22 protein-coding genes are annotated in these 24,478 nt (G+C 39.4%); 8 read left to right on the top strand and 14 right to left on the bottom strand.

Going from position 1 to position 24,478, the window contains the following annotated elements:
* Positions 1–42: 42 nt before the first annotated feature.
* Complete coding sequence (locus ACOI22_RS06500; protein WP_420671202.1) at positions 43–2,106, bottom strand: TonB-dependent receptor; 2,064 nt, start codon at positions 2,104–2,106, stop codon at positions 43–45.
* A gap of 86 nt (positions 2,107–2,192) precedes the next feature.
* Positions 2,193–3,053 carry a hypothetical protein gene (locus ACOI22_RS06495; protein WP_420671201.1) on the bottom strand — a complete coding sequence of 287 codons (861 nt, stop codon included), beginning with the start codon at positions 3,051–3,053 and terminating at the stop codon, positions 2,193–2,195.
* A 199-nt stretch (positions 3,054–3,252) separates the two neighbouring features.
* On the opposite strand from ACOI22_RS06495, the gene ACOI22_RS06490 reads away from it, so the two are divergent.
* On the top strand, positions 3,253–5,595 hold the full coding sequence (locus ACOI22_RS06490; RefSeq protein ID WP_420671200.1) for an EAL domain-containing protein: 2,343 nt from the start codon (positions 3,253–3,255) through the stop codon (positions 5,593–5,595).
* Positions 5,596–5,603: 8 nt separating this feature from the next.
* Here the strand turns inward: ACOI22_RS06490 and ACOI22_RS06485 are convergent, their stop codons facing one another.
* From ACOI22_RS06485 to ACOI22_RS06475, 3 genes are all read right to left on the bottom strand, one after another.
* Positions 5,604–8,513, bottom strand: a complete 2,910-nt coding sequence (locus ACOI22_RS06485) for an EAL domain-containing protein (protein ID WP_420671199.1) — start codon at positions 8,511–8,513, stop codon at positions 5,604–5,606.
* 109 nt (positions 8,514–8,622) lie between these two features.
* On the bottom strand, positions 8,623–9,204 hold the full coding sequence (locus ACOI22_RS06480) for a hypothetical protein (RefSeq protein ID WP_420671198.1): 582 nt from the start codon (positions 9,202–9,204) through the stop codon (positions 8,623–8,625).
* Between the two features lie 12 nt (positions 9,205–9,216).
* Positions 9,217–10,419 carry a S1C family serine protease gene (locus ACOI22_RS06475; protein WP_420671197.1) on the bottom strand — a complete coding sequence of 401 codons (1,203 nt, stop codon included), beginning with the start codon at positions 10,417–10,419 and terminating at the stop codon, positions 9,217–9,219.
* A gap of 308 nt (positions 10,420–10,727) precedes the next feature.
* Here ACOI22_RS06475 and asd point away from each other — a divergent pair, with 308 nt between their 5' ends.
* Both asd and ACOI22_RS06465 read left to right on the top strand, forming a co-directional pair.
* On the top strand, positions 10,728–11,843 hold the full coding sequence (asd, locus tag ACOI22_RS06470) for an aspartate-semialdehyde dehydrogenase (RefSeq protein WP_420671196.1): 1,116 nt from the start codon (positions 10,728–10,730) through the stop codon (positions 11,841–11,843).
* A gap of 102 nt (positions 11,844–11,945) precedes the next feature.
* The gene (locus ACOI22_RS06465) at positions 11,946–12,293 is read left to right on the top strand and encodes a rhodanese-like domain-containing protein (protein WP_420671195.1); all 348 of its coding nucleotides are present in this window, start codon (positions 11,946–11,948) and stop codon (positions 12,291–12,293) included.
* Positions 12,294–12,329: 36 nt separating this feature from the next.
* Here ACOI22_RS06465 and arsC read toward each other — a convergent pair whose 3' ends face one another.
* Genes arsC through ACOI22_RS06440 form a run of 5 tightly spaced genes read right to left on the bottom strand, consistent with a single transcriptional unit; the run spans position 12,330 to position 15,350 of the window.
* Entirely contained in the window at positions 12,330–12,749 is a 420-nt protein-coding gene (gene arsC, locus ACOI22_RS06460; protein WP_420671194.1) for an arsenate reductase (glutaredoxin), read from the bottom strand.
* Between the two features lie 18 nt (positions 12,750–12,767).
* Positions 12,768–13,784 (bottom strand): ACR3 family arsenite efflux transporter, encoded by a 1,017-nt coding sequence (arsB, locus tag ACOI22_RS06455; protein WP_420671193.1) that lies wholly within the window; start codon positions 13,782–13,784, stop codon positions 12,768–12,770.
* Between the two features lie 10 nt (positions 13,785–13,794).
* Positions 13,795–14,529 (bottom strand): arsenical resistance protein ArsH, encoded by a 735-nt coding sequence (gene arsH, locus ACOI22_RS06450; RefSeq protein ID WP_420671192.1) that lies wholly within the window; start codon positions 14,527–14,529, stop codon positions 13,795–13,797.
* 2 nt (positions 14,530–14,531) lie between these two features.
* Positions 14,532–15,002 carry an arsenate reductase ArsC gene (locus ACOI22_RS06445; RefSeq protein WP_420671191.1) on the bottom strand — a complete coding sequence of 157 codons (471 nt, stop codon included), beginning with the start codon at positions 15,000–15,002 and terminating at the stop codon, positions 14,532–14,534.
* A 9-nt stretch (positions 15,003–15,011) separates the two neighbouring features.
* Positions 15,012–15,350 carry a metalloregulator ArsR/SmtB family transcription factor gene (locus tag ACOI22_RS06440; protein ID WP_420671190.1) on the bottom strand — a complete coding sequence of 113 codons (339 nt, stop codon included), beginning with the start codon at positions 15,348–15,350 and terminating at the stop codon, positions 15,012–15,014.
* A gap of 297 nt (positions 15,351–15,647) precedes the next feature.
* On the opposite strand from ACOI22_RS06440, the gene ACOI22_RS06435 reads away from it, so the two are divergent.
* Positions 15,648–16,097 (top strand): PA2169 family four-helix-bundle protein, encoded by a 450-nt coding sequence (locus ACOI22_RS06435; RefSeq protein ID WP_420671189.1) that lies wholly within the window; start codon positions 15,648–15,650, stop codon positions 16,095–16,097.
* A 65-nt stretch (positions 16,098–16,162) separates the two neighbouring features.
* On the opposite strand, the gene ACOI22_RS06430 is transcribed toward ACOI22_RS06435, so the two are convergent.
* Positions 16,163–16,819, bottom strand: coding sequence for a nitroreductase family protein (locus ACOI22_RS06430; RefSeq protein ID WP_420671188.1), 657 nt, complete (start codon positions 16,817–16,819; stop codon positions 16,163–16,165).
* Between the two features lie 221 nt (positions 16,820–17,040).
* A complete protein-coding gene (locus tag ACOI22_RS06425) occupies positions 17,041–19,368 on the bottom strand; it encodes a peptidase U32 family protein (protein WP_420671187.1) in 2,328 nt (775 codons plus the stop codon).
* Positions 19,369–19,555: 187 nt separating this feature from the next.
* Here ACOI22_RS06425 and ACOI22_RS06420 point away from each other — a divergent pair, with 187 nt between their 5' ends.
* Together ACOI22_RS06420 and ACOI22_RS06415 are read left to right on the top strand one after the other, a co-directional pair.
* Positions 19,556–20,224 (top strand): glutathione S-transferase, encoded by a 669-nt coding sequence (locus ACOI22_RS06420; RefSeq protein ID WP_420671186.1) that lies wholly within the window; start codon positions 19,556–19,558, stop codon positions 20,222–20,224.
* 85 nt (positions 20,225–20,309) lie between these two features.
* Entirely contained in the window at positions 20,310–20,786 is a 477-nt protein-coding gene (locus ACOI22_RS06415) for a retropepsin-like aspartic protease family protein (RefSeq protein ID WP_420672328.1), read from the top strand.
* Positions 20,787–20,845: 59 nt separating this feature from the next.
* On the opposite strand, the gene ACOI22_RS06410 is transcribed toward ACOI22_RS06415, so the two are convergent.
* Positions 20,846–21,394 carry a carboxymuconolactone decarboxylase family protein gene (locus tag ACOI22_RS06410; RefSeq protein WP_420671185.1) on the bottom strand — a complete coding sequence of 183 codons (549 nt, stop codon included), beginning with the start codon at positions 21,392–21,394 and terminating at the stop codon, positions 20,846–20,848.
* Between the two features lie 169 nt (positions 21,395–21,563).
* Positions 21,564–22,175, bottom strand: coding sequence for a TetR/AcrR family transcriptional regulator (locus ACOI22_RS06405; RefSeq protein WP_420671184.1), 612 nt, complete (start codon positions 22,173–22,175; stop codon positions 21,564–21,566).
* A gap of 286 nt (positions 22,176–22,461) precedes the next feature.
* Here ACOI22_RS06405 and ACOI22_RS06400 point away from each other — a divergent pair, with 286 nt between their 5' ends.
* Together ACOI22_RS06400 and ACOI22_RS06395 are read left to right on the top strand one after the other, a co-directional pair.
* Positions 22,462–23,877 carry a putative bifunctional diguanylate cyclase/phosphodiesterase gene (locus ACOI22_RS06400; RefSeq protein WP_420671183.1) on the top strand — a complete coding sequence of 472 codons (1,416 nt, stop codon included), beginning with the start codon at positions 22,462–22,464 and terminating at the stop codon, positions 23,875–23,877.
* 82 nt (positions 23,878–23,959) lie between these two features.
* Positions 23,960–24,436, top strand: a complete 477-nt coding sequence (locus ACOI22_RS06395; RefSeq protein WP_420671182.1) for a YchJ family protein — start codon at positions 23,960–23,962, stop codon at positions 24,434–24,436.
* Positions 24,437–24,478: the final 42 nt, after the last annotated feature.

Genomic DNA, 24,478 nt, shown 5'->3' with positions numbered 1-24,478 from the left:
TCTGCATCTAGCGTTATTTGTAGTATCTGTGAATCAATATAATTAGTAGTGCAATCTATAGGTAAGCCGCAATGATCTTGGCTCTACAGGGTGATAGTGTAAATCTTCAATACCTTCTTCTGGTTCCCCAGGCAAGCGTGACGCGTAAAAATAGTCAATGTCGTGGTCATCGCTATTTAGTGTATTTAGAATTTCTAGGCTTAAGTCCCAATCGGCCTGTTTATAAGCAATTTGTGTATTAACAATAAACGTTGATGGAGGGGTAATAGAGTCAAAGCTATCAACCGTTCGTGAACTTAAATAACGCGCGCGCAAGGTATAGCTGAATCCTTGTTGATTACTTTGCTGATAGTAGGTAGCACCTGCGCTAACTACACCGGGCACCGTACCATCAATATAGTCCCCCTCACCATTTACGGCATCACTAAAGCGCGCTTTTGTGTATGCTGCTTCAAAGTCAGCCGTTAAATGATGTCCGAACCAGTAGTAAGCGCTAAGTTCCGCGCCATAGCGTTCTGAAGGGCGGCTAGCTTCAGTAAAACCCGCATCACCTACATAAACCAATTCGCTATCTAACTCTAAATACCAAAGCGCTGCCGACACATTAAAACTCTTATTGTTAGTAAAGTTTAAGCCAGTTTCATAGCCTAAAGATTTAACGAGTAAAGGAGCGGGTGCTGTAGCATCTAAGCTTACTGGGTCAATACTTATTGTTGCCCCGCGAGCATCGTTTGAATGAAACCCTTGGCCAATGTTTGCAAAGGCGGTTAGCTCATCACTTAGCATGTACTTTAATGCGGCTTTTAACGTAAATATACCATCGTTTTCTGAACCGCTGTTAGCATCTAAGTCGCTTTCTACTTCTACATCTAAATAATCGTAGCGCCCGCCTAATGTCAAACTAAGGTCATCAGTTAGCACTATGTTTGATTGTGCAAACAATGCGTAACTGTTGCTTTTTATAGCGTCTTCACGAATGGTGCTAGTGCGCTGTAAGTTTTGTGTACGATATAGCCCTACATTATTAATATCATCAAAGCGCCATTGCCCACCAAAGGTAAGTGAACTGCCTGCGGAAATTGAAAGCGGCACACTGGTGTATACTTCACCGCCATAAATTTGCCTATTGTCAGCTTGCTCAAATTGATCACTCACGTCCGGGTTATCTAAAAAGTAAGTAAAGTTTGAAAATAGCGTTAAGTCAGTATCTATGGCGTAAAATGAAGCATTAACTGAGTCGCTTGTGTATTTTCCCGAAACACTGTAGCGAGAAGACTCACCGCCTACATCAGTGTCGATGGACCCTAAGCTGTCAATTATTCCGCTTTCAACCGCGCGTTGCGGAATTTGGTCAGCACTGTTCCACTTATTATCGTACAGCATTACATTTATGCTTAGCTCACCATCCAATATTTCGTTTATGTATCGCAAGTTCGCGTTCTTTTTTCTTATATCCTCATTAATATCTGTCCATGGGCCATCAAAGGTTTGATATTCAATTGCTGCAATAGCTTTACCGCCTGCAATATCAGCTTGGTTTAAGCTTACTATTCGTTGATAGCCATTTTCACCTAGGCTGAATGACGCACTATTGTGGCTTAAACTATTCTTTAATTCGAAAAAGGCGCCGCCAGCACTGGAGAAATCGCCAATGTTGGCATAGTAGGTTCCCTTAAAATAGCTTAAATTATCAATCGCTTCAGGAATCACAAAATTTAAGTCAGAGTATCCTTGACCATGGCCGTGGCTTCGCATATTAATAGGCATGCCATCAACACTTACGGTAAAGTCGGTGCCGTGATCAAGGTTAAATCCACGCAAAAAATATTGGTTCGCTTTTCCTGAACCACTGTGCTGCGTGACCATCATGCCGGGAATAAATTCAAGCATTTCACCAGTGCGCAGCATAGGGCGTTCAACTAATGTTTCGCCTGAAACCCAGCCTTGAGATGCGCTAACAAATTCCCCGCTTTTGGTAGTGCTGTTGCCTTTTATTCGAATGTGTTCGATGTTGCTATCAGGATCATCGGTAGCGAACGAGGGAGCGGTATTGAAAGCCGCTAAAATACATAAAGATGTAGTATAAAACGTGGGTTGAGAAGCCATATATATCCATTATTTATCATTAAGCTTAGCAACCTAACGAAAGACTGTGCAGTTTAGATGCAAAGTTTTCCCATTCTTTTCTTATTTTATTTAATTAATACTAGCTTAAATAGTTTAGCACCTTGCAAAAAAGAGCGCTCTTGGCTAATCCACATTGCGCCATTTGGGCTAACACAAATGCCCTCAACTTGCTGAACGCCTTTTACCGCAATGGTTTCGCTTAGTTCAAAATTTTTATTAAGCACGGCAATAAATGGTGTAAACATCTTAAACGCATTAACAGAATAACCCACAACAATAAATTCATCTGTACGTGGGTTGTAATCAACACCGGTTACGACTCCTGGTAGGTTATCAGTAGTAGTGAAGGCTTTTAATACCTGTTCTTTAGCTTGTGTGTCAATCTTATAAATATGCAGTTTATTACTTTGCCAACTTTTGGAAAATAAGTATAAATTATTTTGCGCACTCACTAGTGCTTCAGCATCAAAATCGTGTTTTACATATTCGTTATTATCTATTTCATTATTCGAATAAGTAAAGTTGAGGGTAGTTATTTGATTAGTGCGTTTGTCTAATTTAATAATATTGAGATCTTGCCGTTTACCGGCGTTGTTCCCAATATCTCCTATAAAGAAATAACGGCTATTACCGGTAATAGCTTCCCAGTCTCTATTTTTAGCATTGAGCAAACGCTCGTTTCTTATTTCCCCATTAGCGTTTAGTTCAAAAAGTACGGGCGTATTTCCCGAATCATTAATGGTGTATATGGTGTCATCAGTAGGGCAGTACAAGCCTGAGGTTTCGTTCAAAGCTGAGGGCAATGGGAATTCTTTTTCAAGCTTAACTACGCTTATTTTGCTTTTAATCACGCTGCAGCCAGCAATAGAAATAATGAAGCCAAAACGTAGCAGTAGCACTAGATACTTTTGGTACGATGTTTTCATTGTTATTTAACACTCACTTTTAGGCACACAATAGAAATTTTTATTGTTTATTAATTATACTTTGATTCACGCACCTGATTAAACGTAATATGCCTGTAAAGGTCAAGTTATTACTGTGTTTGCCGATATAAAGAACTTATAGCTACTTTATTTATAATGTGGCATTGTGTTTAAAAAACATACTTCTTAGGAGGTTTGCTTGAGAGTTGCGCCACTGCCATCAAACGAAGATGAACGTATTTCGGCATTACATAAGCTAAATATTTTAGATACCGAAAACGAAGAACGCTTTGATAGAATTACGCGCTTGGCTGCCCGCATGTTCTCGTGTGAATTCTCAACTATCTCGTTTATTGACGTTGACCGCCAATGGTTTAAGTCTGCAGTGAATTTGGGGCTTTGCGAAACACCACGCTCTTCTTCTTTTTGCTCGCATACTATTCTTAGACATGAAGTATTTGTTGTTAACGACACACTCGAAAACGAAAATTTTTGCGATAACCCATTTGTAATTAATGCACCTTTCATTCGCTTTTATGCGGGCATTAAACTATCTATTGAGGGCCTGCATGTTGGCTCTTTGTGCGTATTTGATTCTACACCCGGTACTTTCAACGATGAACAAGCTAAAGCACTTACAGATTTAGCTTGTATAGTTGAAGATGAATTAATTAAAGATAAAACCTTAAGCTCAAAGCTAGTAAGCCTGCGCTTACAAAAAAAGCTTGAAGAAGCGCAAAAACTTGCGCGCGTGAGAGACGTTTTATTGGAAAAAGTAGTTAATTCATTATCGCTTCACCCTGTGCTTACCGAAATTGTGGATACGGTTGAACAAGAGTACAAGGGCCAGTATTGCAGTATCTTATTATTGGACGGCACTACATTAACGCTTGGCGCAGGGCCGTCTTTACCCGATTTCTACAACGATGCTATAAATGGTGTTGAAATAGGTATAGGGCAAGGATCATGTGGTACAACAGCATTTACCGGTAAACGTACCATAGTTGATGATATTAGCACGCACCCTTACTGGAAAAACTGGGCGCATTTAGCTGAGAAGGCTGGATTAGCTGCCTGTTGGTCAGAGCCTATAAAGTCTGCAGATGGCAAAATACTAGGCTCATTTGCCATTTACCACCCTAACAAAGTGTTTCCTTCTGGTGAAGAGCTTCAGCGCATAGAGCAATTTGCCCATGTAGCTAGCATTGCAATTGAGCGCTACCGAGCAAGTGAACTCATTTGGCGCCAAGCCAATTTTGATGAATTGACGCAGCTTCCCAATAGAAGCGTAATGCAAGAGCATTTGAAGCAATCTTTAAATACAGCAAATAGAAATAAAACGCTTGTAGCCGTCATGTTTATTGACTTAGATAACTTTAAAGATATAAATGATACCTTAGGGCACGGAGCTGGAGATGAACTATTAATCGCTTGTTCGCAACGCATAAAAAGCAATATTAGAGAAAAGGATATAGTAGCGCGTTTAGGCGGCGATGAATTTATTGTTATTGTAAATGATATTGTTCAGGCATCAGATATCAATATTATTGCAAATAAGCTTATTGAAGAAATTAGACAAGAGTTTCCACTCCAAGATGGGGTTGTATATACAAGCGCTAGTATTGGTGTGACTGTATACCCAAATGATGCTAATAGCGTAGAAGAGCTTTTAAAAAATGCCGACCAAGCGATGTATGGTGCGAAGAAAATAGGTAAAAATAAGTTTCATTATTATACCAAGGATATGCAAGAGCTTGCTCTAAAGCGTATGACATTAATTAGCGATATGCGAAGCGCAATCATAAACGAAGAGTTTTTCGTTCTATACCAACCTATTTATGATTTAAAAAGCGGTAAAATCGCGAAGGCCGAAGCACTTATTCGTTGGCGACATCCAATTCATGGGATAGTTGGCCCTTTTGATTTTATACCTCTAGCAGAGGAGACGGGACTAATTAATGCGATTAGTAATTGGGTATTTAAGGATGTATGCAAACGCGTTTGCTATTGGCGTGAGCACTACCTTCCAGATCTTCAAATTTGTATAAATACGTCACCCTTGCAATATATAGATGGCAAAGAGGGGATTGAGTCGTGGTTAGATTATATGCAAATATCCCAAACCCCACCCCAGGCAATAGTTTTGGAAATAACGGAACGTCTGTTAATGGAAGCTGACACTAAAGTATCTGATACCTTAACTCACTTTAGGGCCGCAGGCGTGCAAGTTGCACTTGATGATTTTGGTACGGGTTATTCATCTATTTCATATCTACAGAAATTTACTACTGACATTATTAAAATTGATAAGTCTTTTGTGCACTCAATCAGCGATGCAAATATTAATAAAACACTGTGCGAAATAATTGTTATGTTGGGCAATAAACTTAACTTAAAGGTAGTAGCTGAAGGGATTGAAACGAATGACCAAAATAAAATTATACAATCGTTACACTGTGATTTTGGTCAAGGTTATTTATTTTCAAAGCCTATAACTTATGAGGAATTTACATCCCTCATAAGTCATAAAAAAACAAGCTGATTGCTTAACTAATCATTTACCGCTTCTGGTTTATGAATGGCATAACCTTGCAAATAATCTACTCCAATTTCTTGTAGCTTCTCTATTATTACGTCATTTTCTACAAATTCTGCGATGGTTTTTTTATTCATTGCGCGAGCAAGGGTTTGAATGGACTTCACTAGCGCGTAATCGGTTTTATCAGTGGCAATATCCTTAATAAATCGCCCATCAATTTTAACGTGGTCAATAGGTAACTCTTTTAAATAGCCATATGACGCAAGGCCACTGCCAAAATCATCTAATGAGAACTTACACCCTCGTTTTTGAAAGTGTTGAATAAACGCTACTGTTTGTTCAAAGTTTTCTATTGCTTGCGTTTCAGTAATTTCAAAACTTATCATTTGTGGGGGGACTTTATATTCATGCAAATACTTCTCAATCCATTGCATAATATCGTTATTACCTACAGATGAACCACTTAAGTTTATGGAAAGAGTCTCAATAGAATTAATCTCATCAATGTGAGACGACAACCAAAAAAGGCTCTGTTTAATGACCCATTTATCAATTTTTACCATCAGGCCAAATCTTTCAGCAACCGGAATAAAATCGGCAGGGGAATAATACTTCCCATCAACATGCTGCATTCGAAGTAGAATTTCATAGCCATACAAGGCTTTTGTAGCATCGTTGTGCACTATTTTTTGTTTGAATAACATGAAGTTATTTTGCAAAAGCGCTTGCTCAATAACGTTTACCATTAATATATCTTTTTTGTGTTTATCAAATTCTTCGTTATTGTCAGAGTAGAGGTGTATGCAGTTTCTGCCCGCATTTTTAGCTGCATAACAGGCGGTATCGGCAAAACTCATAATCGCTTCAAGCGTATTTAGTTCATTAGTGGCTTGCACTATACCTACGCTCATACCTACGCTAAACGATTGTTTATTGTGAGTAAAACGAAACTTTGCGAGTGCTTGTAAAAGATTATCAGCAATAGCGTAAGCTTCTTTGGCATTTTTATTTTTTAATATTACGCCAAATTCATCACCGCCTAGGCGTGCTAATATACCTTGGTGGCGCAAATTGCTTTGAAATAGAGCGGTTACCCTTTTAAGGAGTTGATCACCCACCGTGTGGCCGCAAGTATCATTTACAATTTTAAACTGGTCTAAGTCCATATACATCATCGTAACGGATTGCTCGGGAAATACTGGATCAGACAAAGCCTCTTTTAATTTAAGTTCAAATTCTCTTCTATTGATTAAATTAGTGAGCGGATCATGTGAGGCTAAGTAACTTAGCTTCATTTCAGAGACCTTGCGCCCTGTAATATCTATTAAAGCGCCTTGTACTAAAGTGGAGTCATCAGTTGAAGTCTGAGGTGTGTTTTCTTTATCAGGCTCAGTCAGCTGAGAAACTAATCTTAAATTTAATGACGCCCAAAACGATTGTTTATTCTGGCGAAGAAATTCAACCTCGTGATCTATCACGCTGCCATGAGCTAGTAATTTACTCATAAGTTCAGCACGATCTTTTGGGTCCCTGTACATGATACTTACGTTGTTGCCAACATCCGTTTTCAAGTCAATTTTATTAGCATAGCCTAGTATATTAGCAAATGATTTATTACACCTAAGCAATCTGCCATCAATGGTTGAGTTAAATAAACCTTCAACGGCATTCTCGTATAAGTCTTCATACCGCTGCAAATAATCAATGGCTTTTTTTTGCGCTCGAATACGCGCGGTTTTATCTTTGTTAATAAGCTTCGCTATGGCAAGAGAAAGCCAAACTATTGTGGCAACCGCTAAAAACACCCCAGAAAACTCGCTATAAATTGAATATTCAATAAATTCAAATCGAATAGCCGCTGACAGCAAAACACCAAGAATAAAGGGAGACCAAGAAATTAAATAAAGCAGTGCGGCATCTTCTTTATAGGCAAACTTTTGTATGGCGATTACGAGCGTTATTGATAGCATTAGCATGCCATTAATAAGGCTTAACGTTACCATTGTGCTGTAATCAAATAACCAATAAAAACACACTAAAATTAGGCAAATAAAACTTAAAATTCTACTTATAAGCAAACTTTTATTAGTAAATGCTAAAAAGCGAGAGGAAAATAGTAAATGGCCAAAAGCCGCTAAGTTGATACTCATAACGGCCGCAAATTGATTAAACTGGGACCAGCTAGGCCATATAAATTGTAGCGCAATGCCTGATTGATGTGTCACTAAAAACATTACCGTAAAAATAAAGAAAGCAAAGCTACTAAACATGGTGTTATTGGTTTGCGTAAATACGAAAAAGTTATGTAATGCGGTAATTAGCAAAATACCTATTAAGGTGCCGAAAACAAAATAATAGTGCACTTGGTAGTTGGTGAAAGCTTCCATAGTCCATAAAGACAAAGGAACGATATAATTCCCTTGGGTTTGCACCTTTATCAATATTGTTAGCTCTTCATTAGGCTTAATAATAATGGGAAATGCAGCTGTAGAGCTAGGTAGCGTGTTTACCTTAGGATAAACATGATCGCCCGCTTGCGAAAATTGTATTTGCTCACCTTGAGCATTAAAAGTATACATGCTTACGTAATCGGTAGGTGCGTAGCTGTTTTGCAAAACTAAACTTAAGGCCTGCTTAGCGCGGCTCTTTAGTGTGTATTTAAACCAATAGGGCGAGTCACTCACCCCTAGATTTACTGAGGTATTAGAACGGGTCCAGTATGCATTAGCTTTCTCTAAAGCCGCATGCGCGGTATTGGAGTCCTTCTTCAGCTTTAAGTAGCTGACTTCAGAGTCAAGTATCGCATAGGAAAAGTTATCGCTAATCCCCCCTGAAAGTGAAGATTGTTGGGGGGTGCTTAAGAAAAAAAATGCGGTAACAGCAGCAATTAGTATAAGCAGTACTAAATTGGTAATTTTCAATTATGCGCGCTCCTACATGGTCAATATTGACCAGACGTACATTCACTATATCCTAAAATGCTTATTTTTCATACACACCACTTCGAAACTGCGGTAACTTTCAGCTCATTTAGTCAAAAAATTCACGATATTCTGCAAAAACTTCTTGAACGTCTTTGTGATCTTTAATGTCTTTTAAAAACTGAGATAAGGTGTCTTTCAAGAATACTTCTTCTGATGGCTTGGTTTCTCTATTCTTGTAAGCTGAGGTCCATATGTTGTTTACGTCAGTTGAATCCATCATATATTCAAAATCAGCAATGGATTGGCCTTGCACGAATACGTCGTATCTCACTTTAAATTCAGTGTTTGACACAATCGGGATTAAACCTAGGGTAGAAGCAGATAACATTAAACTTGTAAACTGTGTGCCATCTTGCTTCGTTCTATGTCCTTTCAAAATACGAACACCAATGGGCAAGCCAACCGCTTTTTCATCAAGCACTTCAAAAGCTTTGTAGGCACTAAATTGCTCCTTGATACTATTGTTTTCAATATTGGTAACAAAGAAGACGGGAGGGTAAACCTCTCCATTGTGCTTATAATCTACTAGATTTCCTTCTTCCACAATTTGCTCTTGAGCACTAGCTTGCGTTGTAATTAGGCTTGCAAATAACGCGGCTGATAAGAACGTTTTACGTATGTGTTTCATTATTATAGTCCTTTATTGGTAGCACAAAATTTGAGTTGAATATTCAACAGCATCGGCAGAAGAGCGTTCAAAATTTTGGTCAGATGTGGCTTCATTAATCTCTACATCGTATTTGTGTAAGAAGCGCTTTAGTAGTTCAGTATTGACACCAAAGTTAACATTTTGCGAGGTTGTGCCTGAATTTTGCAACATCATGGCTTGATTTAATGTGCTTGACACCACGCCCATCAAGTTACCTTTGTAATCGGTAATAGCTCCACCACTGTTACCTGGTTGAATAGGAGCCGTAAACTGAAAGTAATTTTTTGCGCCTTTTAAACCGCCCAATGAACTAATGTTTCCTACCGTTAAAGATGGATATGCAGCTAAAATTCCTGATAATGGGTAACCGGTAACAAAGACCTGCTTGCCCAAACTAACGGATGGTTCCTCTTCAATAGTAACGCTCACTTCATTGTTAAGGTCAACTTGTAAAATAGCCAAATCTAATAGTTTGCTTGACGCAAGTAATTCCACATCATAGGTTTCACCTTTATGGTTAAGCTCTATAAAAATACATTGTTCAACAACATGGGCTGCAGTAACACTTGTGCCTTTATTATTAACAAAAAAACCGCTACCGGAATTATTTGCTTGAAGGTCTTTGAATATTGCTTTATTAGATATATCGGAAGCACTTAGGCCATTGGCTTCATATTCCCTGACTGCAGCTAATACGCTGGTGGTTTCGCTGTTTAAAAATTCAATCACGAAACTTTTAAGCGCCTCAGCAAATGAATTATAAACGGCATTAAAGTCGTATAAGCCACCTGCGCCACTGGCACTTTTCTTTATATTTCTACTCATTAGCTTATTGCCTTTGTGGTCAAGAATAGCAACCTCAATGTCTGACTCCCATCCACCCCATACATAATCCCAGGAGCTGCTTGATTTCACATCTATTAAATAAACGAAAGCAGATGTATTTGATAGTTTTTCGCCAGACATAAACATTTGTTCAGTGACAAGTTGCGCCGCCTCTTCCATTTTTCCATAGAAGTTAACTTTGTTTTCGAATTCGGATTTATCAACGTAATAAGCTACCGGAAGTTGAACCGGTAGGGCGACTTCACTCTTTAGTTTTACTTTGGTTTTGATGGCTGCCGCGTTATTAACAGGCGTTGCTTCGCATGCCATTAACACAACTGTGGCAATTAGGATGAGTAGTATGCGCATAGTGTTTCCTTACGTCTTCTATGTAGCATGCTAACAAAGGTTATAAAATGCTAATAGTAGGTGCTTTTTTAATTATTAGACTGAAGCTTATCGGGAAATATTAAACAACACAACCTCCACATGATTGTACAAACTAATATAGCTTATTTACTTATATCAAATGCTATTAAAAATACTCTACAGGTAGTTAACGCTCTAGTTTTATTATGCTCACAGTGCTAAATTATGCGCCGCACTCTAGTGACTTAAGGGCGCAGTTATTCAGATAGGTAAAGTAAACATTTTTTAACGTAGATTGGGATTAGATAATGAAAAAAGTAGGTTTAGTTGGTTGGCGAGGTATGGTGGGTTCGGTGCTGTTAGATCGTATGCAACAAGAAAATGATTTTGCTGATATAGACACTACTTTTTTTACGACCTCTCAAACGGGGCAACTAGGCCCTGATTTGGCAGGTGAAGCTAAACCACTTTTAGATGCAAATGATGTACAAGCTTTACAAAAAATGGATATTATTGTGACTTGCCAAGGCGGCGACTATACAAAAGCCGTTTATCCTAAACTGCGTGCCAGTGGCTGGAACGGATATTGGATAGATGCTGCGTCAGCGCTTCGTATGGCCAACGATAGTATTATAGTACTTGACCCAGTTAACCAAAGCACTATCAGTAAAGGCTTAAAAGAGGGCATTAAAACCTACGTGGGCGGAAACTGCACAGTTTCACTTATGCTATTAGCCTTGGGCGGGTTATTTGAAAAAGATTTGATTGAATGGGTAAGCCCCATGACATATCAAGCGGCCTCAGGTGCAGGCGCGCGTAATATGAAAGAATTGATAGCACAAATGGGCGCTATTCACGGCAGTGTGGCCGATCAACTTGATAATGCAAACGCCGCTATTTTAGAAATTGATAAACTGGTCACTGAAAAAATTGCGTCGAGTTCTTTGCCACAAGACCAATTTGGCGTGCCTTTGGCTGGAAGCCTAATTCCTTGGATAGATGTACCTATGCCAAGTGGCCAAAGCAAAGAAGAATGGAAAGCCCAAGTTGAAGCCAATAAAATTTTAGGGACGAGCGAAGCCATCCCAGTTGACGGCTTGTGCGTTCGCATAGGCGCTATGCGCTGCCATTCTCAAGCTATGACAATTAAATTACGTGAAGATATTAGTGTTGATGAAATAGAGTCAATTTTGGCCTCGCACAATGAGTGGGTAAAAGTGATTCCAAACGAGCGTGATATTACTTGTACTGATTTGAGCCCAGTTAAAGTCACTGGCACTTTAAATATCCCCGTAGGTAGAATTCGCAAGCTTGCGATGGGCCCTACTTATATCAGTGCTTTTACGGTTGGCGACCAGCTATTATGGGGCGCGGCTGAGCCTCTGCGTCGCATGTTACGCATAATTGTTGATGCAAAACATTAATATATGTATTAACACCATGAGCCAGTGATTTATCACTGGCTTTTTTTTGAGTTTTTTTTATGATGGTACGCAATTAAAGCGCTTAATATTATGGAGCATCATATGCTAAAAACTATTCCTGAATTACTGCAAGACGCTACAAAAAGTGTACGAAAAATATCAGCATCTGAAGCCAATACTGAAATGCAGGGCAATAAAGGTTTATTGATTGATGTACGTGAACCTAGCGAACATCTTGATAAGGCTGCACAAGGCGCGCTGAATATTCCAAGAGGCTTGCTGGAAATGAAAATGTTGGAGATGGAAAAAGATCCACAGCGCCCCATTTATTTGCATTGTGCAACCTCAGCCAGAGCTATTTTATCTGCAGAACAGTTGGCGCGAGTAGGCTACACTGCAGTGAGTGTTATTACTTGTGATATCAATACCATTCAACAAGAAACAAAGTAAGTATGAAATTGCACTAAGTAAAGATTGAAAGCTGGATTAAATTAGCCTTTTGCCAGCTTCATCTATTATTTTCTCACCGTCTTCTTTGAAGTAGGGGCCACTGGGCCAAGTGTCGAGCAAGTCTAATACTGCTTCACTTGGACGGCATAACTTGACCCCTTTCGCTGAACAAACAATAGGCCTATTCACCAATACGGGGTGCTGCTGCATTGCATCTAATAAAGCTTCATCAGACACACTTAAGTCTAATAGTCCTAATTCTTCTGCCGGCGATTTGCTTGTTCTTAAGGCCTCTCGTGGTGTTAAATTCGCGGCTGCAAAAAGGGCTTGAAGCTGATTGCGCGTCCAGCCATCGTTTATATAATCAATCACAACAGGCGAGTAGCCCGCATCTTGAATAATTTTTAGTACATTTCTGGATGTGCCGCACTGTGGGTTATGGTGTATAACAATCATAATAATTCCTTTTGTAATTTAGGCAAACCAATGGCGGGTGCGGTTTGCAAACCATACTAAAGAAAGCATTACTGGTACTTCCACTAACACACCTACCACCGTGGCTAAGGCGGCACCAGAATGCAAGCCAAATAAAGAAATAGCTACAGCAACGGCAAGTTCAAAGAAATTAGAGGTGCCTATCATACAAGCAGGCGCGGCCACGTTGTGAGGTAACTTCATTTGCTTGGCAATAAAATAAGCAATAGCAAAAATCCCGTAGGTTTGAATGAGTAAGGGAATCGCAATCAGAACAATGGCTTGTGGATCAGCAATTATGGTTTCTGATTGAAAACCAAACAACAACACAACCGTAGCAAGCAGGCCTACTATAGACCAAGGCTTTGCCGATGCTAAAAATTGGTTAAGTGTTGAATGGTCATTACTGTTATCAAGTTTTTTACGTGTAATTGCACCCGCTATTAAGGGAATAAGCACATACAACAACACCGATAATAACAGTGTATCCCAAGGCACAACAATATCAGTTACACCTAGCAATAAAGCGGTAATGGGAGCAAATGCGAAAATCATGATAATGTCATTAATCGACACCTGAACCAAAGTGTAGTTTGCATCGCCTTTGGTTAACTGACTCCATACAAAGACCATTGCGGTACAAGGCGCTACGCCTAGTAAAATCATGCCGGCTATATATTCTGTTGCGGTTTGTGGGTCAACCCAATCGGCGAATATTCCTTTAAAAAATAACCATCCTAAGAAAGCCATGGTAAAGGGTTTAATCAACCAGTTAACTACTAAGGTAAGAATGAGCCCTTTGGGATTTTTCCCAACATCTTTAATTGATGAAAAGTCAATTTGCACCATCATTGGAAAAATCATTAACCAAATAAGCACCGCCATTACTATATTAACGTGGGCATATTCAAAGCTAGCTACTAAAGCAAAAACATTTGGTATAAAACTGCCTAGCGCTATACCGACTATTATTGCTAAACCTACCCATACTGATAAATACCGTTCAAATAATCCCATTGCTATATCCTTAAATACTGCGCTGGTTAACGCGCTTGCTTAGTTGCTCTGCTGACTCCACACGCTCAGAATATCTATCAACAAAGTAATCTTTATTTGTGCGCATCAATAAGGTGAATTTCATCAATTCTTCCATTACGTCCACTATGCGATTGTAGTTTGAAGATGGCTTCATTCGGTTGTTGTCATCAAATTCTAAAAATGCCTTTGGCACGCTTGACTGATTAGGGATGGTTATCATGCGCATCCATCGGCCGAGTATTCGAAGTTGATTAACCACATTGAATGACTGTGAACCACCACATACTTGCATTACCGCTAATGTTTTTCCTTGGGTAGGGCGCACAGCACCTACACTTAAGGGAACCCAATCAATTTGGCTTTTAAATATACTGCTCATAGAGCCATGGCGCTCAGGCGAACACCAAACTTGGCCTTCTGACCACATCATAAGTTCTAGGAGCTCTTTTACTTTAGGATGCCCACGGTCAGTAGTGTCGGTTTGTGGTAGCCCTTCAGGGTTGAATATTTTAACATCAGCACCGAAATGCATAAGGATGCGGGCAGATTCTTCAATAACTAAACGGCTGAAAGAACGTTCGCGCAATGAGCCATATAATAATAAGATGCGCGGTGCGTGACTTAAGTCTTCGCTTTGAGTGAGCTTAAAACTTGGCGTGCTAAGGCTAGGCATTGCCACGTTTGGCAGTGAAGTGTCGCTAGGTAAATTAGTATTATTACTCATAATTAATTAACGCCTAAGGTAGCTAAAGCTTGTTTGAGTTGGCTTGGATTGAGCGATTGCTTGGCTAATTTGGCCAATTCGGCCACGCGCTCCTCAATAAGCGCAATGCATTCATGAAATGCGGCTGCTAACTCTTCTTCCGTGCCTTCTACTTTAGATGGGTCGCTTAAACCCCAATGCACTTTAATGCTTTTGCCAAACCAAACCGGGCAAGCCTCTCCCGCAGCTGAGTCGCAAACGGTAACAACTAGATCAGGTTCAAAATCTTCAAACTCATCCCAAGATTGGCTTTGTAAATTAGCCGTGGAAATACCGGCTTCTTCTAAATACTTAATTGACAAGGGATGCACCATGCCTGCAGGTTGACTACCCGCGCTCTTTGCTTCAATTAAGTCATTTGCAGCATGATTCGTAATAGCTTCTGATAAAATGCTTCTGCAGCGGTTATGTGTACATATATATAAAATCTTCATGACGTTCCTTTAGTCGCAACAGCTATTTTTGGCTTCAATAGCACGGATTAGGGTAGTTAACTGCTCGTCAAAATAGGACTTATTTTGCTTAGCGGTTTGCGTGATGACATCTTTGGCCCATTCTGGCAGCTCTGGATGAAGCTGGTAATAAACCCACTTGCCGCGGCGTTCATCTTGCAAAATTGTACATTTACGGAGTTCAGCCAAGTGTCTTGATATTTTAGGTTGGTCTAAATTTAGCGCGCTCATTAAGTCACACACGCACGACTCACCTACCTGAGATACAAGAAGTAGGCACTTTAAGCGGGTATCATCAGCTAAACATTTAAAAAACTGCAATGGAGACATTAGTTGCCTTCTATGTATTCGAAATTTCATATATGTGGAATATAATATATGTGAAATTTCATATGTCAAACCAAATGTGACGCAAATTGTATTAAAAGTGTGTTGAATGGATAAAAGCATGTGACTTCTACACACTACCTTGTAAATATCACAATAAGATGACACTCCATTTATACACTCATTTAAAAAACTTATTGCAATCAATTGCTTACGGATTTATTGATGTGGGCACATGCTTTGCAACCATTGAAGTAAGTTAACCAATCGGTTAGCTGGAAATTGATTACAGGAGTAACCATGAATACACAAACTCAAAGCGTAGAAAAAGTATCCGATGTAATTCAAGTCATGCAAGCTGGTATCGAATTTTATGATGAAGCCGCAAAAGAATTCGATAACGACAGCATTAAAAACACTTTCCAACGCATGATTGTAAATAAAAGAGCCGCAATAGAAAGTTTGCAGCCTCTTGCTATTGCAGAGCAGGGCGATAAAGAAACCGGCACTGATTGGGCCGTGGATGCAAGAAAAATGTATACTAAATTTGCAGGCATGATGAGTAGTGATGAACGCTACACTTATGTGAACCAATTAGAAGAAGTAGAAGATAAAGTGCTTGAGGCACTTGATGATGCAATTTCTGCTGACCAACCAGAGCCAGCAATGGCCACTTTGCGAACAGTTAAGGCACGTGCACAAACAATGCATGATGAAATGAAAGCCTTACAGAATGCTTTAGAGCACTAACGCAAAGCATATAAAAAAAAGCAGCTAACCCAAGGGCTAGCTGCTTTTTTGTTGCATGATAAAAACTATAGGACCTGTATTACATCCTTTAAAGGTAAGCGTGATTTAGGCAACTTGGCATTGTAGTCTTCGCTAGTATCGTGGTAGCCAAGTACAATTGCTGCTTCACATATGTAGCCGCCCAACTCTTCTTCAAATATTTCACCAATTAATTCGCTATCAACACCTTCCATTGGCGTCGCATCAATACCTAAGCGGGCCGCTGTATGCAAAGTGTTGCCAATTGCAATATACGTTTGCGCTTTAGTCCATGAGGCGTTGTTGCCCTTTTCATCAGTGTTCATATCAACAAATGCAAACGCGCCAAACGCCTGCTCTTTGTTTTCAGCAGAGCTTCGACCAACGGCAATATCTTGATCAATCACTTTTTCGTAGTCATCGCGCTTATAACTTGGGTTGTAAGCAAATAACACTGTATGAGAAGCACTTTTAATATGCGCTTGGTTAAACTCAAATTTATTGGCAAATGTATTATGCATGCGCTCTTTAGCCGCGTCAGACTCAATCACAATAAATTTCCAAGGTTGAGAGTTAATAGACGAAGGTGATAAGCGCATTGCTTCGTAAATTACAGCTAAGTCACTTTCTGAAATACGTTTTGTTGCATCGTATCGTTTAGCAGTGTAGCGCTTACTTAAATCTTTAATCACAGCATGAGTCATAATATGAGCCTTGTTTGTTTGCTATATTGGGTAATTAATATAGGCGCATAATAGACAATAGTAATTCAACAATAAAGAGTGCAATAGTTGAATTACTATCAAATAAAAATTGAAAATAAAATGGCCAAACAAACGCTAAATATTTCCCTTAAAGCGTTTTATAGTGCCTTTGGTATTTGCACCTGTTATTTGCGCCTCTTATTTGCACCAAAGCCCTGAGGCTACAAGCCGTTATAGTATTGTTCTGAGGTCGATTCTTTCACTAAACGGTTAAGCTGCTCTTTTGCTCTAACATTTAGCGAGTCATGCTCAAGTTCTTTTCTCATCAGAATTTCGTTAAACGCTTGAATAAGTTTTTGCTTATTCGGGCGCTCTTTACTGCCCATTCCAATGTTGGTTAAATCAATCATGAAATCATCAAACATATCAGCTAAGTCATCAATAATGTCGGTATTTACGAATTGATCTTGATTGTAAATGCTAGGGTATCCCGCTTTTTGTTTATCAATGGCAAAAGATTGTCCTTTCACATTAGTGATGCTTGTAGATTTATCACAAGAGAGCATACAGCCGTTATCAATACGCGGCTTTTCGCAGCCCACACTTTGCTGAAAGAAGCACTGCCTACTTACCATAAGTAAAATAGGGTGATATACGCTGTAATGCATGGAAAAGTTAGCAGGGCGCGCAATATGTTTAATTTGCATTCTGTTGATTTCATTTGAAATAAAAGCACCACTGCAATCAAAGCTTTCTTGCATTGCTAATAATGAGTAAGAATTAGTAGTATTTAAAAAGGGCCCTGCTATCCACTTTATACCCAGTGAATAGGCAAGCTGGGCTATACCGGTGTTATTGGTAACAATTAATGGCGGCATAACACGGCTTAAAATATTCACCGCAACATCATAATCTTTTCCTATTAGCACCGCAGGGAACCAGGGAATCAATCGTGGATTTGATGTTAAAAAGTCAATGTATTTGGTGCAGCCTCGTTTGTACGCATCAGGGAGTTTAAAATACACGCTTGTATTGGCTTCATTCACCAAATCGGCATCAGCTTCATCACAAATTAATATTGATAAATTCGCCCGCATCAGAGCATCTTTAGGGGCAGGTTTTTTATGGTTTTCTAGAGGCGGTAATATTACCTCTGGCAAGTATTCTTGACCATTATGGAGCACACTTATTAATTCGTTTTTAAGTGCACTTAAGCTCCTATGTGATATGCCTAAGTTTGCTTCTAAGCCATGGGTATCTATATCAAGTAAGTTAAACTCTGCGTTATCTAAATTTTTAAAACGTTTGTTAATTTGCATTTGGTTTAACGGCGTTTTTTGATTTTCAACAAGCACTTCGCTTGATGCTAGGCTAAACATTTTATCACTAAGCTTTTTAGCTAAAACAGCGGATTCAAATTTGGCTTGCTCAGTTACACTAACGCTTAGTTGCAACGGGCTACCCGCTTGACCTGAAAATGCTAAGTGTAGCTCAGGTTTATCTATACTTATGTGCTCTATTTTTTCAGACACTGACGCAGCTAGCTGCGACTTTTCTTGGTCAAAATTTTCTTCAACCGTTTGAATTTGTACCACTGATATAGCATCACTTGACGCCAGCGCAAACTTTTTAGAGTTATCACGTGGATTTTCACTGAACATAGACTGGTTTAAATCGCCGCGCAAAAATGCGTTAGAAAAATCACGATTAAACACCTTATACAAGCGCTCGGCACTTTGCGTGAGTTCACCTGTTTGCAGGTAACCATCAATCTGCTTTCTGAAACTATCGGTTACCGTATGAACATAACTTGCACTTTTTATGCGTCCTTCAACCTTAAATGAATACACACCCGCCTCAATAAGGGCCGGTAAATCAAAAAACGCGCTGTTATCTTTTATGTTTAAAGGGAAATTATTCCCCGAAGATGTTGTTTCGTACTCTTCTCGGCAGGCTTGGCTACATCGGCCTCTATTGCCAGAGTTACCGGCACTTGCTGAAGTTGAATAACACAAACCTGAGAACGCAACACATAATGAGCCGTGCACAAATACTTCACACAAAACATCGTGCTCGTGGCCCGTGGCTGCCATCGCGCTGATTTCGCGCAAATTGAGTTCACGAGATAAATTCACGCGCGACACGCCCAATTTCTTCAAAAACGGAATTTGCCCAATGTTGTGTGTTGTCATTTGCGTTGATGCATGAATGTCTAAGCGAGGGAAAAACGTCTTAAGCACATAAAGCAAACCCATATCTTGCACAATTACACCATCAAGAGCGGTATTTTGTAAGCGGCTAAGTAAACGGGCAAGTGATTTAAATTCGCGCTCTAAAATCACAATGTTTAAGGTCAAAAAGATTTGGCACTCATAATGATGTGCTAATCGAATCACCCCAACGAGTTCTTCAAAGTTTATATTTGAGGCTCGGTTGCGCGCATTGAAATTATCAAGGCCACAATACACCGCGTCAGCCCCAGCAATAATAGCGGCTTTTATTGCGTTAACGTCGCCACCGGGGGCTAATAATTCTATCTTTTGAGTCATTATGTTTACTTTTATGTTTGCTATGGCAACATGTGTGAAGCCGTAATGCGGTGAATTTTACCCGTATATTTCCCCATTGAATACAGCTAAGATGAATACAAAGTGGTATTGGCTGCTAAATGCCAAGCAACTACTTGTTTAAGTTTACTAATAATAATCATTACATAGAGGCCAAATACTACGTTCTATGAGCTTACCTATTTTATATTCACTACGTAATTGCCCTTATGCAATGCGCGCTCGAATGGCAATATACAAATCACAACAAACCGTTATTTTGCGTGATTTGGTCTTATCGAATAAACCGAAAGAATTTTTAGAGGCGTCTCCAAAGGCAACCGTGCCGGTGGTGGTGTTGCCAAACAACGAGGTGATAGACGAGAGTTTTGATGTAATGATATGGGCGCTGAGCACGCGCGATCCTGATAATTTACTTCAGGAAAACGAAGCTTCAAATAAAATTACGCGCTCTAAAAGTGAAATGTTGGATTTGATTAAGCAGTTTGACGACGGTTTTAAACCCGCTTTAGAAGCTTACAAATGCGCAAAGCGTTATCATGAAAGTAACTTAATGGAATGCCGACACGAGTGTGAAGAATATATTAAAGATTTGGAAGAACGCTTGAGTACCCACACATATTTACTTGATAACACAGAAAGTATGGCCGATATTGCACTATTACCCTTTATACGCCAGTTCGCGAAGGTGGAGCGCTCTTGGTATTTACAATCTCCGTATCCTAAACTTAAACAGTGGTTAAATGCTTACTTGCAAAGCCTTATGTTTAGTAAAGTAATGGCAAAACACCCATTATACAAAGAGGGTGATGAACCTATTAAGTTTGGCAGTGTATAAATAAGCAAAGTAAATTAAATAAGAGAACCGCGAATTGAAAAAAGACGGATATCAGAATGATGAGACCAAAGGCATTAGTACATTTATGGTACTAGCGGCTTGGATTGTTGGATTTGGATTTTTAGTCGCCTATTTTTCAGGCATGTTAGACCGCAAAGTGAATCCTAATCAAATACCGGATTCAGTAATTAGCCCTGCAGGAGTGAAAGTCAGTCTAAAACAAAATACTATGGGGCACTACGTTACTGGCGGCGAAATTAATGGTGAAAGAGTCACATTTTTACTCGATACGGGTGCAACTAACGTTTCAGTACCGAGTCATTTAGCGTCACGCTTAGGTTTGCAAGCAGGCAGAAGCTACCGAGCGCAAACGGCAAACGGCACAATATTAGTAGCGTCTACGGTAATAAATGAATTAAAAATTGGCGATATAACACTTAGAAACGTATCGGCTAGTATAAACCCTGGAATGCAAGACCAGGCTATTCTGCTGGGTATGAGCGCCCTTAAGCAATTAGAGTGGAGCCAGCGCGCAGATGTGCTAACCATTAGCACGTTTTAGTCGGTAAAAAAAACGACATCCTGATGATGTCGTTTTGTATTACTTTAATGAGCTTAGGCTTACTTGCTCCAAGCAAATTTTTCAAAAGGTGCATCTACCGGTGTGCTAGCAATGTGGTTAGTGTAGTTACTGATCACTTTTTGCGATAAACCCAAAATTATATCGAGTACTTGTTGCTCACCATATCCAGCCGCATAAAAAGCACTCAACTCTTCTTCGCTCACGCGGCCGCGGTTACGTACTATGCTTAAGGTTAGGTCTTTTAAAGCTTGTAGTTTCGCATTGGGTAAGTCAGCCTCGTCGCGCAGGGCGTTAATCAATTCAGCATCTACATTCATTGAATGCGCAATAGCAGTATGTGCAGGTACGCAATAGGTGCAGCCGTGCTCTACATTAATGGTTTGCCAAACTACAGTTAGTTCATCAGCGTTAAATGATGATTGGGTGAACAAATCATGCAATTCGCGATACGCAGCTAACAATTGTGGTGATGTTGCTAATACGCCGTGTAAATTTGGCAACATACCGAATGCTTTTTCTGACGCTTCTAATTGCGGCTTACTGTCTTGTGGAGCTGATTCAATAGTATGTATGGTTAAACTTGTCATAATGTGTCCTTATTTGTACTCAATATAAAAAAATAAAAGCTTTCATTTATTTGTACCGATTGGTATTTTTAAATTGTACCGATCGGTATGGCTAAGTCAAGAGAAAAATAAACCTAAGGTAAATAAGCTTGGTGAATGTTTATTCCAGATAAATGTGGGAGCTTTAGGATTAAAGCCCTAGGCCATTAAGCATGGTATCTACAGCATGCTCGAGTGCTATGGCGGTAATACCTGTTCTAGCCATTGATGCTGTACCTTTAAGTAAAGTGTAAATGGCTAGGCCATTCTTTGCAGCCTGTAAATGCAGTTTAGCGCTTATTGCTTCTTTATCTTTTAAAAATAAATCTTCATATAAGTTGCTGGGCGCTAAATCAACTTCACGTAACGCTTTTGCAGCATTAGGCGGAACGGTTCCGCTTGCCAGTTCAGATTGGCATAACACCAAATAACAACCTTTAGCTGAACCGTTACTTGCATCGCACTGCATATTTACTATAGACATAATATGGTTTTTTAAGCGTGTTTTTAGCGATAAACCGGGTGCGTTCAACAAGGCCATGTGAGGCAGCATTTTTGTTTTAATGTAATGCTCAGTGGTTTTTAAAAACAACGTTTCTTTGTTACCGAAAGTATTGTACATACTCGGTTTATTGATATCCATACTTGAGGTGAGATCACTCAGCGAAGCGCCTGCGTAACCTTTTTGCCAGAAAACTTCCATAGCAGCGTTTAAGGCAGTGCTTTCACTAAACGCTTTTTTCTTGCCTCTTGTTTCAACCATTGTAACCCCCCAAGCTCATTAATATTTAATATTGTACCCTTTGGTACATATTATTCAAGTGTGTTAGTACGTTGGCGAGTTTTATGTTCGAGTCTATCGAAGACAATTAAACATGCAAATACTTGGTTATAAGTACCCATACGTAAAATAAAGAATTAAGCGATATACTTTATGCTAGGATCTGTACACATAAATTATGAGCAAATAATAGGTTTTACTTTGCAAGCAACTAAGGGTTGAACTTCAACGCTTAGTTATTAGGATTTACTTCAAGGGATAATGTGAAATGCACGGCTCTCATTTTAATCAAGCTTGTGTTGAATTAAAGGCTAGAACTGTACGCACGTTTAAAGCCGCTGCACATGGATTATGTAAGCGTTTGGCTATTGCTAATGCGCTTATAGCCGACTATATGAGCAAAGAGCACGTTATCCACTACGACAAACTCACCAACTTACCAAATCGCTTGTATTTCACCCAAACATTACAGAGCGAATTAGACGCAGCCAAAGCTAGCGATGTAAATTCAGCCTTGATTTTAATAGACTTGTTAGAATTTAAATCTATTAACGATGTATACGGCTTAGATGTGGGGGATAGAGTACTTATTCATGTGTCGGCTCGACTTGAGAAACTCGCACCGGCAAATGGCATTGTGTCACGCTTATCAAGTGATGAGTTTTTACTATATTTGCCACAAGAGTATTGCGAGTTAGATTTATTAGAATTTGTTAGCCTAACGTTTGATGATTTGAGCCGGCCTTATCAAATTGATAACTGGCAAATAAGGATTGGTTTAACTTGTGGCATTGCGCTAGCCAAAGAGGCGAATTACGTTACCAGCGAATTGTTAGCAAATGTGGATATTGCTCAGCAGTACGCTAAACAACATTCTTCACAGCACTTCAGTCTATTTTTGCCGGCAATGAAGGCTGATAAACTGCGAATGCAGCAGGTTGCTGAAAGTATTCAGGATGGCCTTGATAACAATGAATTTAGCTTACACTACCAAGCAAAAGTTAATAAGCACGCTGAAGTAGTAGGTTACGAAGCCTTAATACGTTGGAATAATCATGCCTTAGGTGAGCTTTCACCTACAGAATTTATTCCTATAGCTGAGCAAAGTGGCAAAATTAGGCATATAAGTACCTGGGTAATAAAACAAGCTTTTTTCGATATTCCTACCTTGCTTGCCCACAGTGGAGAGCATATTAAAGTTGCCATTAACTTATCTACCATTGATTTAAAAGCCCAAACATTGCTAAGCACGCTTGAATTAGCCATGTTAGAGCATGGTATAAATGGGAAAAATGTAGAGTTTGAAATTACCGAAACAAGTTTTCTAGAAAACATTGAACGCGTAAATATAGTGTTTGATAAACTTCGTGCCTTAGGCTGCTCAGTGGCTTTAGATGATTTTGGTACAGGGTATTCTTCGCTAAGTTACCTTACCAAAATTCATCTGAATGTATTAAAATTAGATAAGCAGTTTGTAGATGAACTAATTGCGTCTAAACATGGCAAAGTTATAACCGAATCAATTGTGAATATGGCGCATCAGTTAAATATGCGCGTATGTGCAGAGGGAATTGAAACGAAAGAGCAAGCACAGCAATTAATAGAAATAGGCTGTGAAGAGTTGCAAGGTTTTTATTACAGCAAACCCGCGCCATTAAGCGCAATACTTAGTTCAAAAAAATAAGCGACTTATATTTCACATAGTCTACTGCGTATGTTCTTTGTTACCATTACAGCTTTATATTTACATAAGAGAAAATCGCCTTATGGTTGACGCATTAACTTGCCCCTGCGGCAGCGACTTGGCATTTAAGCTGTGCTGCGAACCCTTAATCAGTCAAACTGCAAAGGCTGATACCCCTGAAGAGTTAATGCGCTCGCGTTTTACCGCATACAGCGAAGGTAGTTATGATTATATTTTGAACACCTATGCGGCCTCTTCACGGCCTAATATTTCGGCTATAGATTTAAAAAATGATAATCAAAACACGCTTTGGTTAAGCTTGGCAATTCATAAAAGCAGTAGTACTCAAGAAACTGGTAAGGTTGAATTTACCGCGTATTACAAAGTCAATAATGATGTGTTCTGCATGCATGAAAATAGCTGCTTTATAAAACAAGATGGAGTTTGGCTTTACCTTAACGGCGACATATTTGAAGACTCAGGATTGTTAAAAATAGGGCGTAATGAAGCTTGTATTTGTGGTAGCGGTAAAAAATATAAGCGTTGTTGCCAAGCCTAATTACTGCTACATTCAAGGGTAATTATGACAACAATTTAAGTG

Origin of the sequence: Glaciecola sp. 2405UD65-10, assembly GCF_048820975.1 — a bacterium.
In the GTDB taxonomy this organism is placed as follows: domain Bacteria; phylum Pseudomonadota; class Gammaproteobacteria; order Enterobacterales; family Alteromonadaceae; genus Glaciecola.
The sequence above is the reverse complement of the archived record's forward strand: the minus strand, read 5'-3'. Positions and strand labels throughout refer to the sequence as shown.

Excerpts from the sequence above, each read along its gene's own strand:
- ACOI22_RS06500 (WP_420671202.1), bottom strand. The coding sequence starts at position 2,106 with ATGGCTTCTCAACCCACGTTTTATACTACATCTTTATGTATTTTAGCG.
- ACOI22_RS06495 (WP_420671201.1), bottom strand. The coding sequence starts at position 3,053 with ATGAAAACATCGTACCAAAAGTATCTAGTGCTACTGCTACGTTTTGGC.
- ACOI22_RS06480 (WP_420671198.1), bottom strand. The coding sequence starts at position 9,204 with ATGAAACACATACGTAAAACGTTCTTATCAGCCGCGTTATTTGCAAGC.
- ACOI22_RS06475 (WP_420671197.1), bottom strand. The coding sequence starts at position 10,419 with ATGCGCATACTACTCATCCTAATTGCCACAGTTGTGTTAATGGCATGC.
- asd (WP_420671196.1), top strand. The coding sequence starts at position 10,728 with ATGAAAAAAGTAGGTTTAGTTGGTTGGCGAGGTATGGTGGGTTCGGTG.
- ACOI22_RS06465 (WP_420671195.1), top strand. The coding sequence starts at position 11,946 with ATGCTAAAAACTATTCCTGAATTACTGCAAGACGCTACAAAAAGTGTA.
- arsC (WP_420671194.1), bottom strand. The coding sequence starts at position 12,749 with ATGATTGTTATACACCATAACCCACAGTGCGGCACATCCAGAAATGTA.
- arsB (WP_420671193.1), bottom strand. The coding sequence starts at position 13,784 with ATGGGATTATTTGAACGGTATTTATCAGTATGGGTAGGTTTAGCAATA.
- arsH (WP_420671192.1), bottom strand. The coding sequence starts at position 14,529 with ATGAGTAATAATACTAATTTACCTAGCGACACTTCACTGCCAAACGTG.
- ACOI22_RS06445 (WP_420671191.1), bottom strand. The coding sequence starts at position 15,002 with ATGAAGATTTTATATATATGTACACATAACCGCTGCAGAAGCATTTTA.
- ACOI22_RS06440 (WP_420671190.1), bottom strand. The coding sequence starts at position 15,350 with ATGTCTCCATTGCAGTTTTTTAAATGTTTAGCTGATGATACCCGCTTA.
- ACOI22_RS06435 (WP_420671189.1), top strand. The coding sequence starts at position 15,648 with ATGAATACACAAACTCAAAGCGTAGAAAAAGTATCCGATGTAATTCAA.
- ACOI22_RS06430 (WP_420671188.1), bottom strand. The coding sequence starts at position 16,819 with ATGACTCATGCTGTGATTAAAGATTTAAGTAAGCGCTACACTGCTAAA.
- ACOI22_RS06425 (WP_420671187.1), bottom strand. The coding sequence starts at position 19,368 with ATGACTCAAAAGATAGAATTATTAGCCCCCGGTGGCGACGTTAACGCA.
- ACOI22_RS06420 (WP_420671186.1), top strand. The coding sequence starts at position 19,556 with ATGAGCTTACCTATTTTATATTCACTACGTAATTGCCCTTATGCAATG.
- ACOI22_RS06415 (WP_420672328.1), top strand. The coding sequence starts at position 20,310 with ATGGTACTAGCGGCTTGGATTGTTGGATTTGGATTTTTAGTCGCCTAT.
- ACOI22_RS06410 (WP_420671185.1), bottom strand. The coding sequence starts at position 21,394 with ATGACAAGTTTAACCATACATACTATTGAATCAGCTCCACAAGACAGT.
- ACOI22_RS06405 (WP_420671184.1), bottom strand. The coding sequence starts at position 22,175 with ATGGTTGAAACAAGAGGCAAGAAAAAAGCGTTTAGTGAAAGCACTGCC.
- ACOI22_RS06400 (WP_420671183.1), top strand. The coding sequence starts at position 22,462 with ATGCACGGCTCTCATTTTAATCAAGCTTGTGTTGAATTAAAGGCTAGA.
- ACOI22_RS06395 (WP_420671182.1), top strand. The coding sequence starts at position 23,960 with ATGGTTGACGCATTAACTTGCCCCTGCGGCAGCGACTTGGCATTTAAG.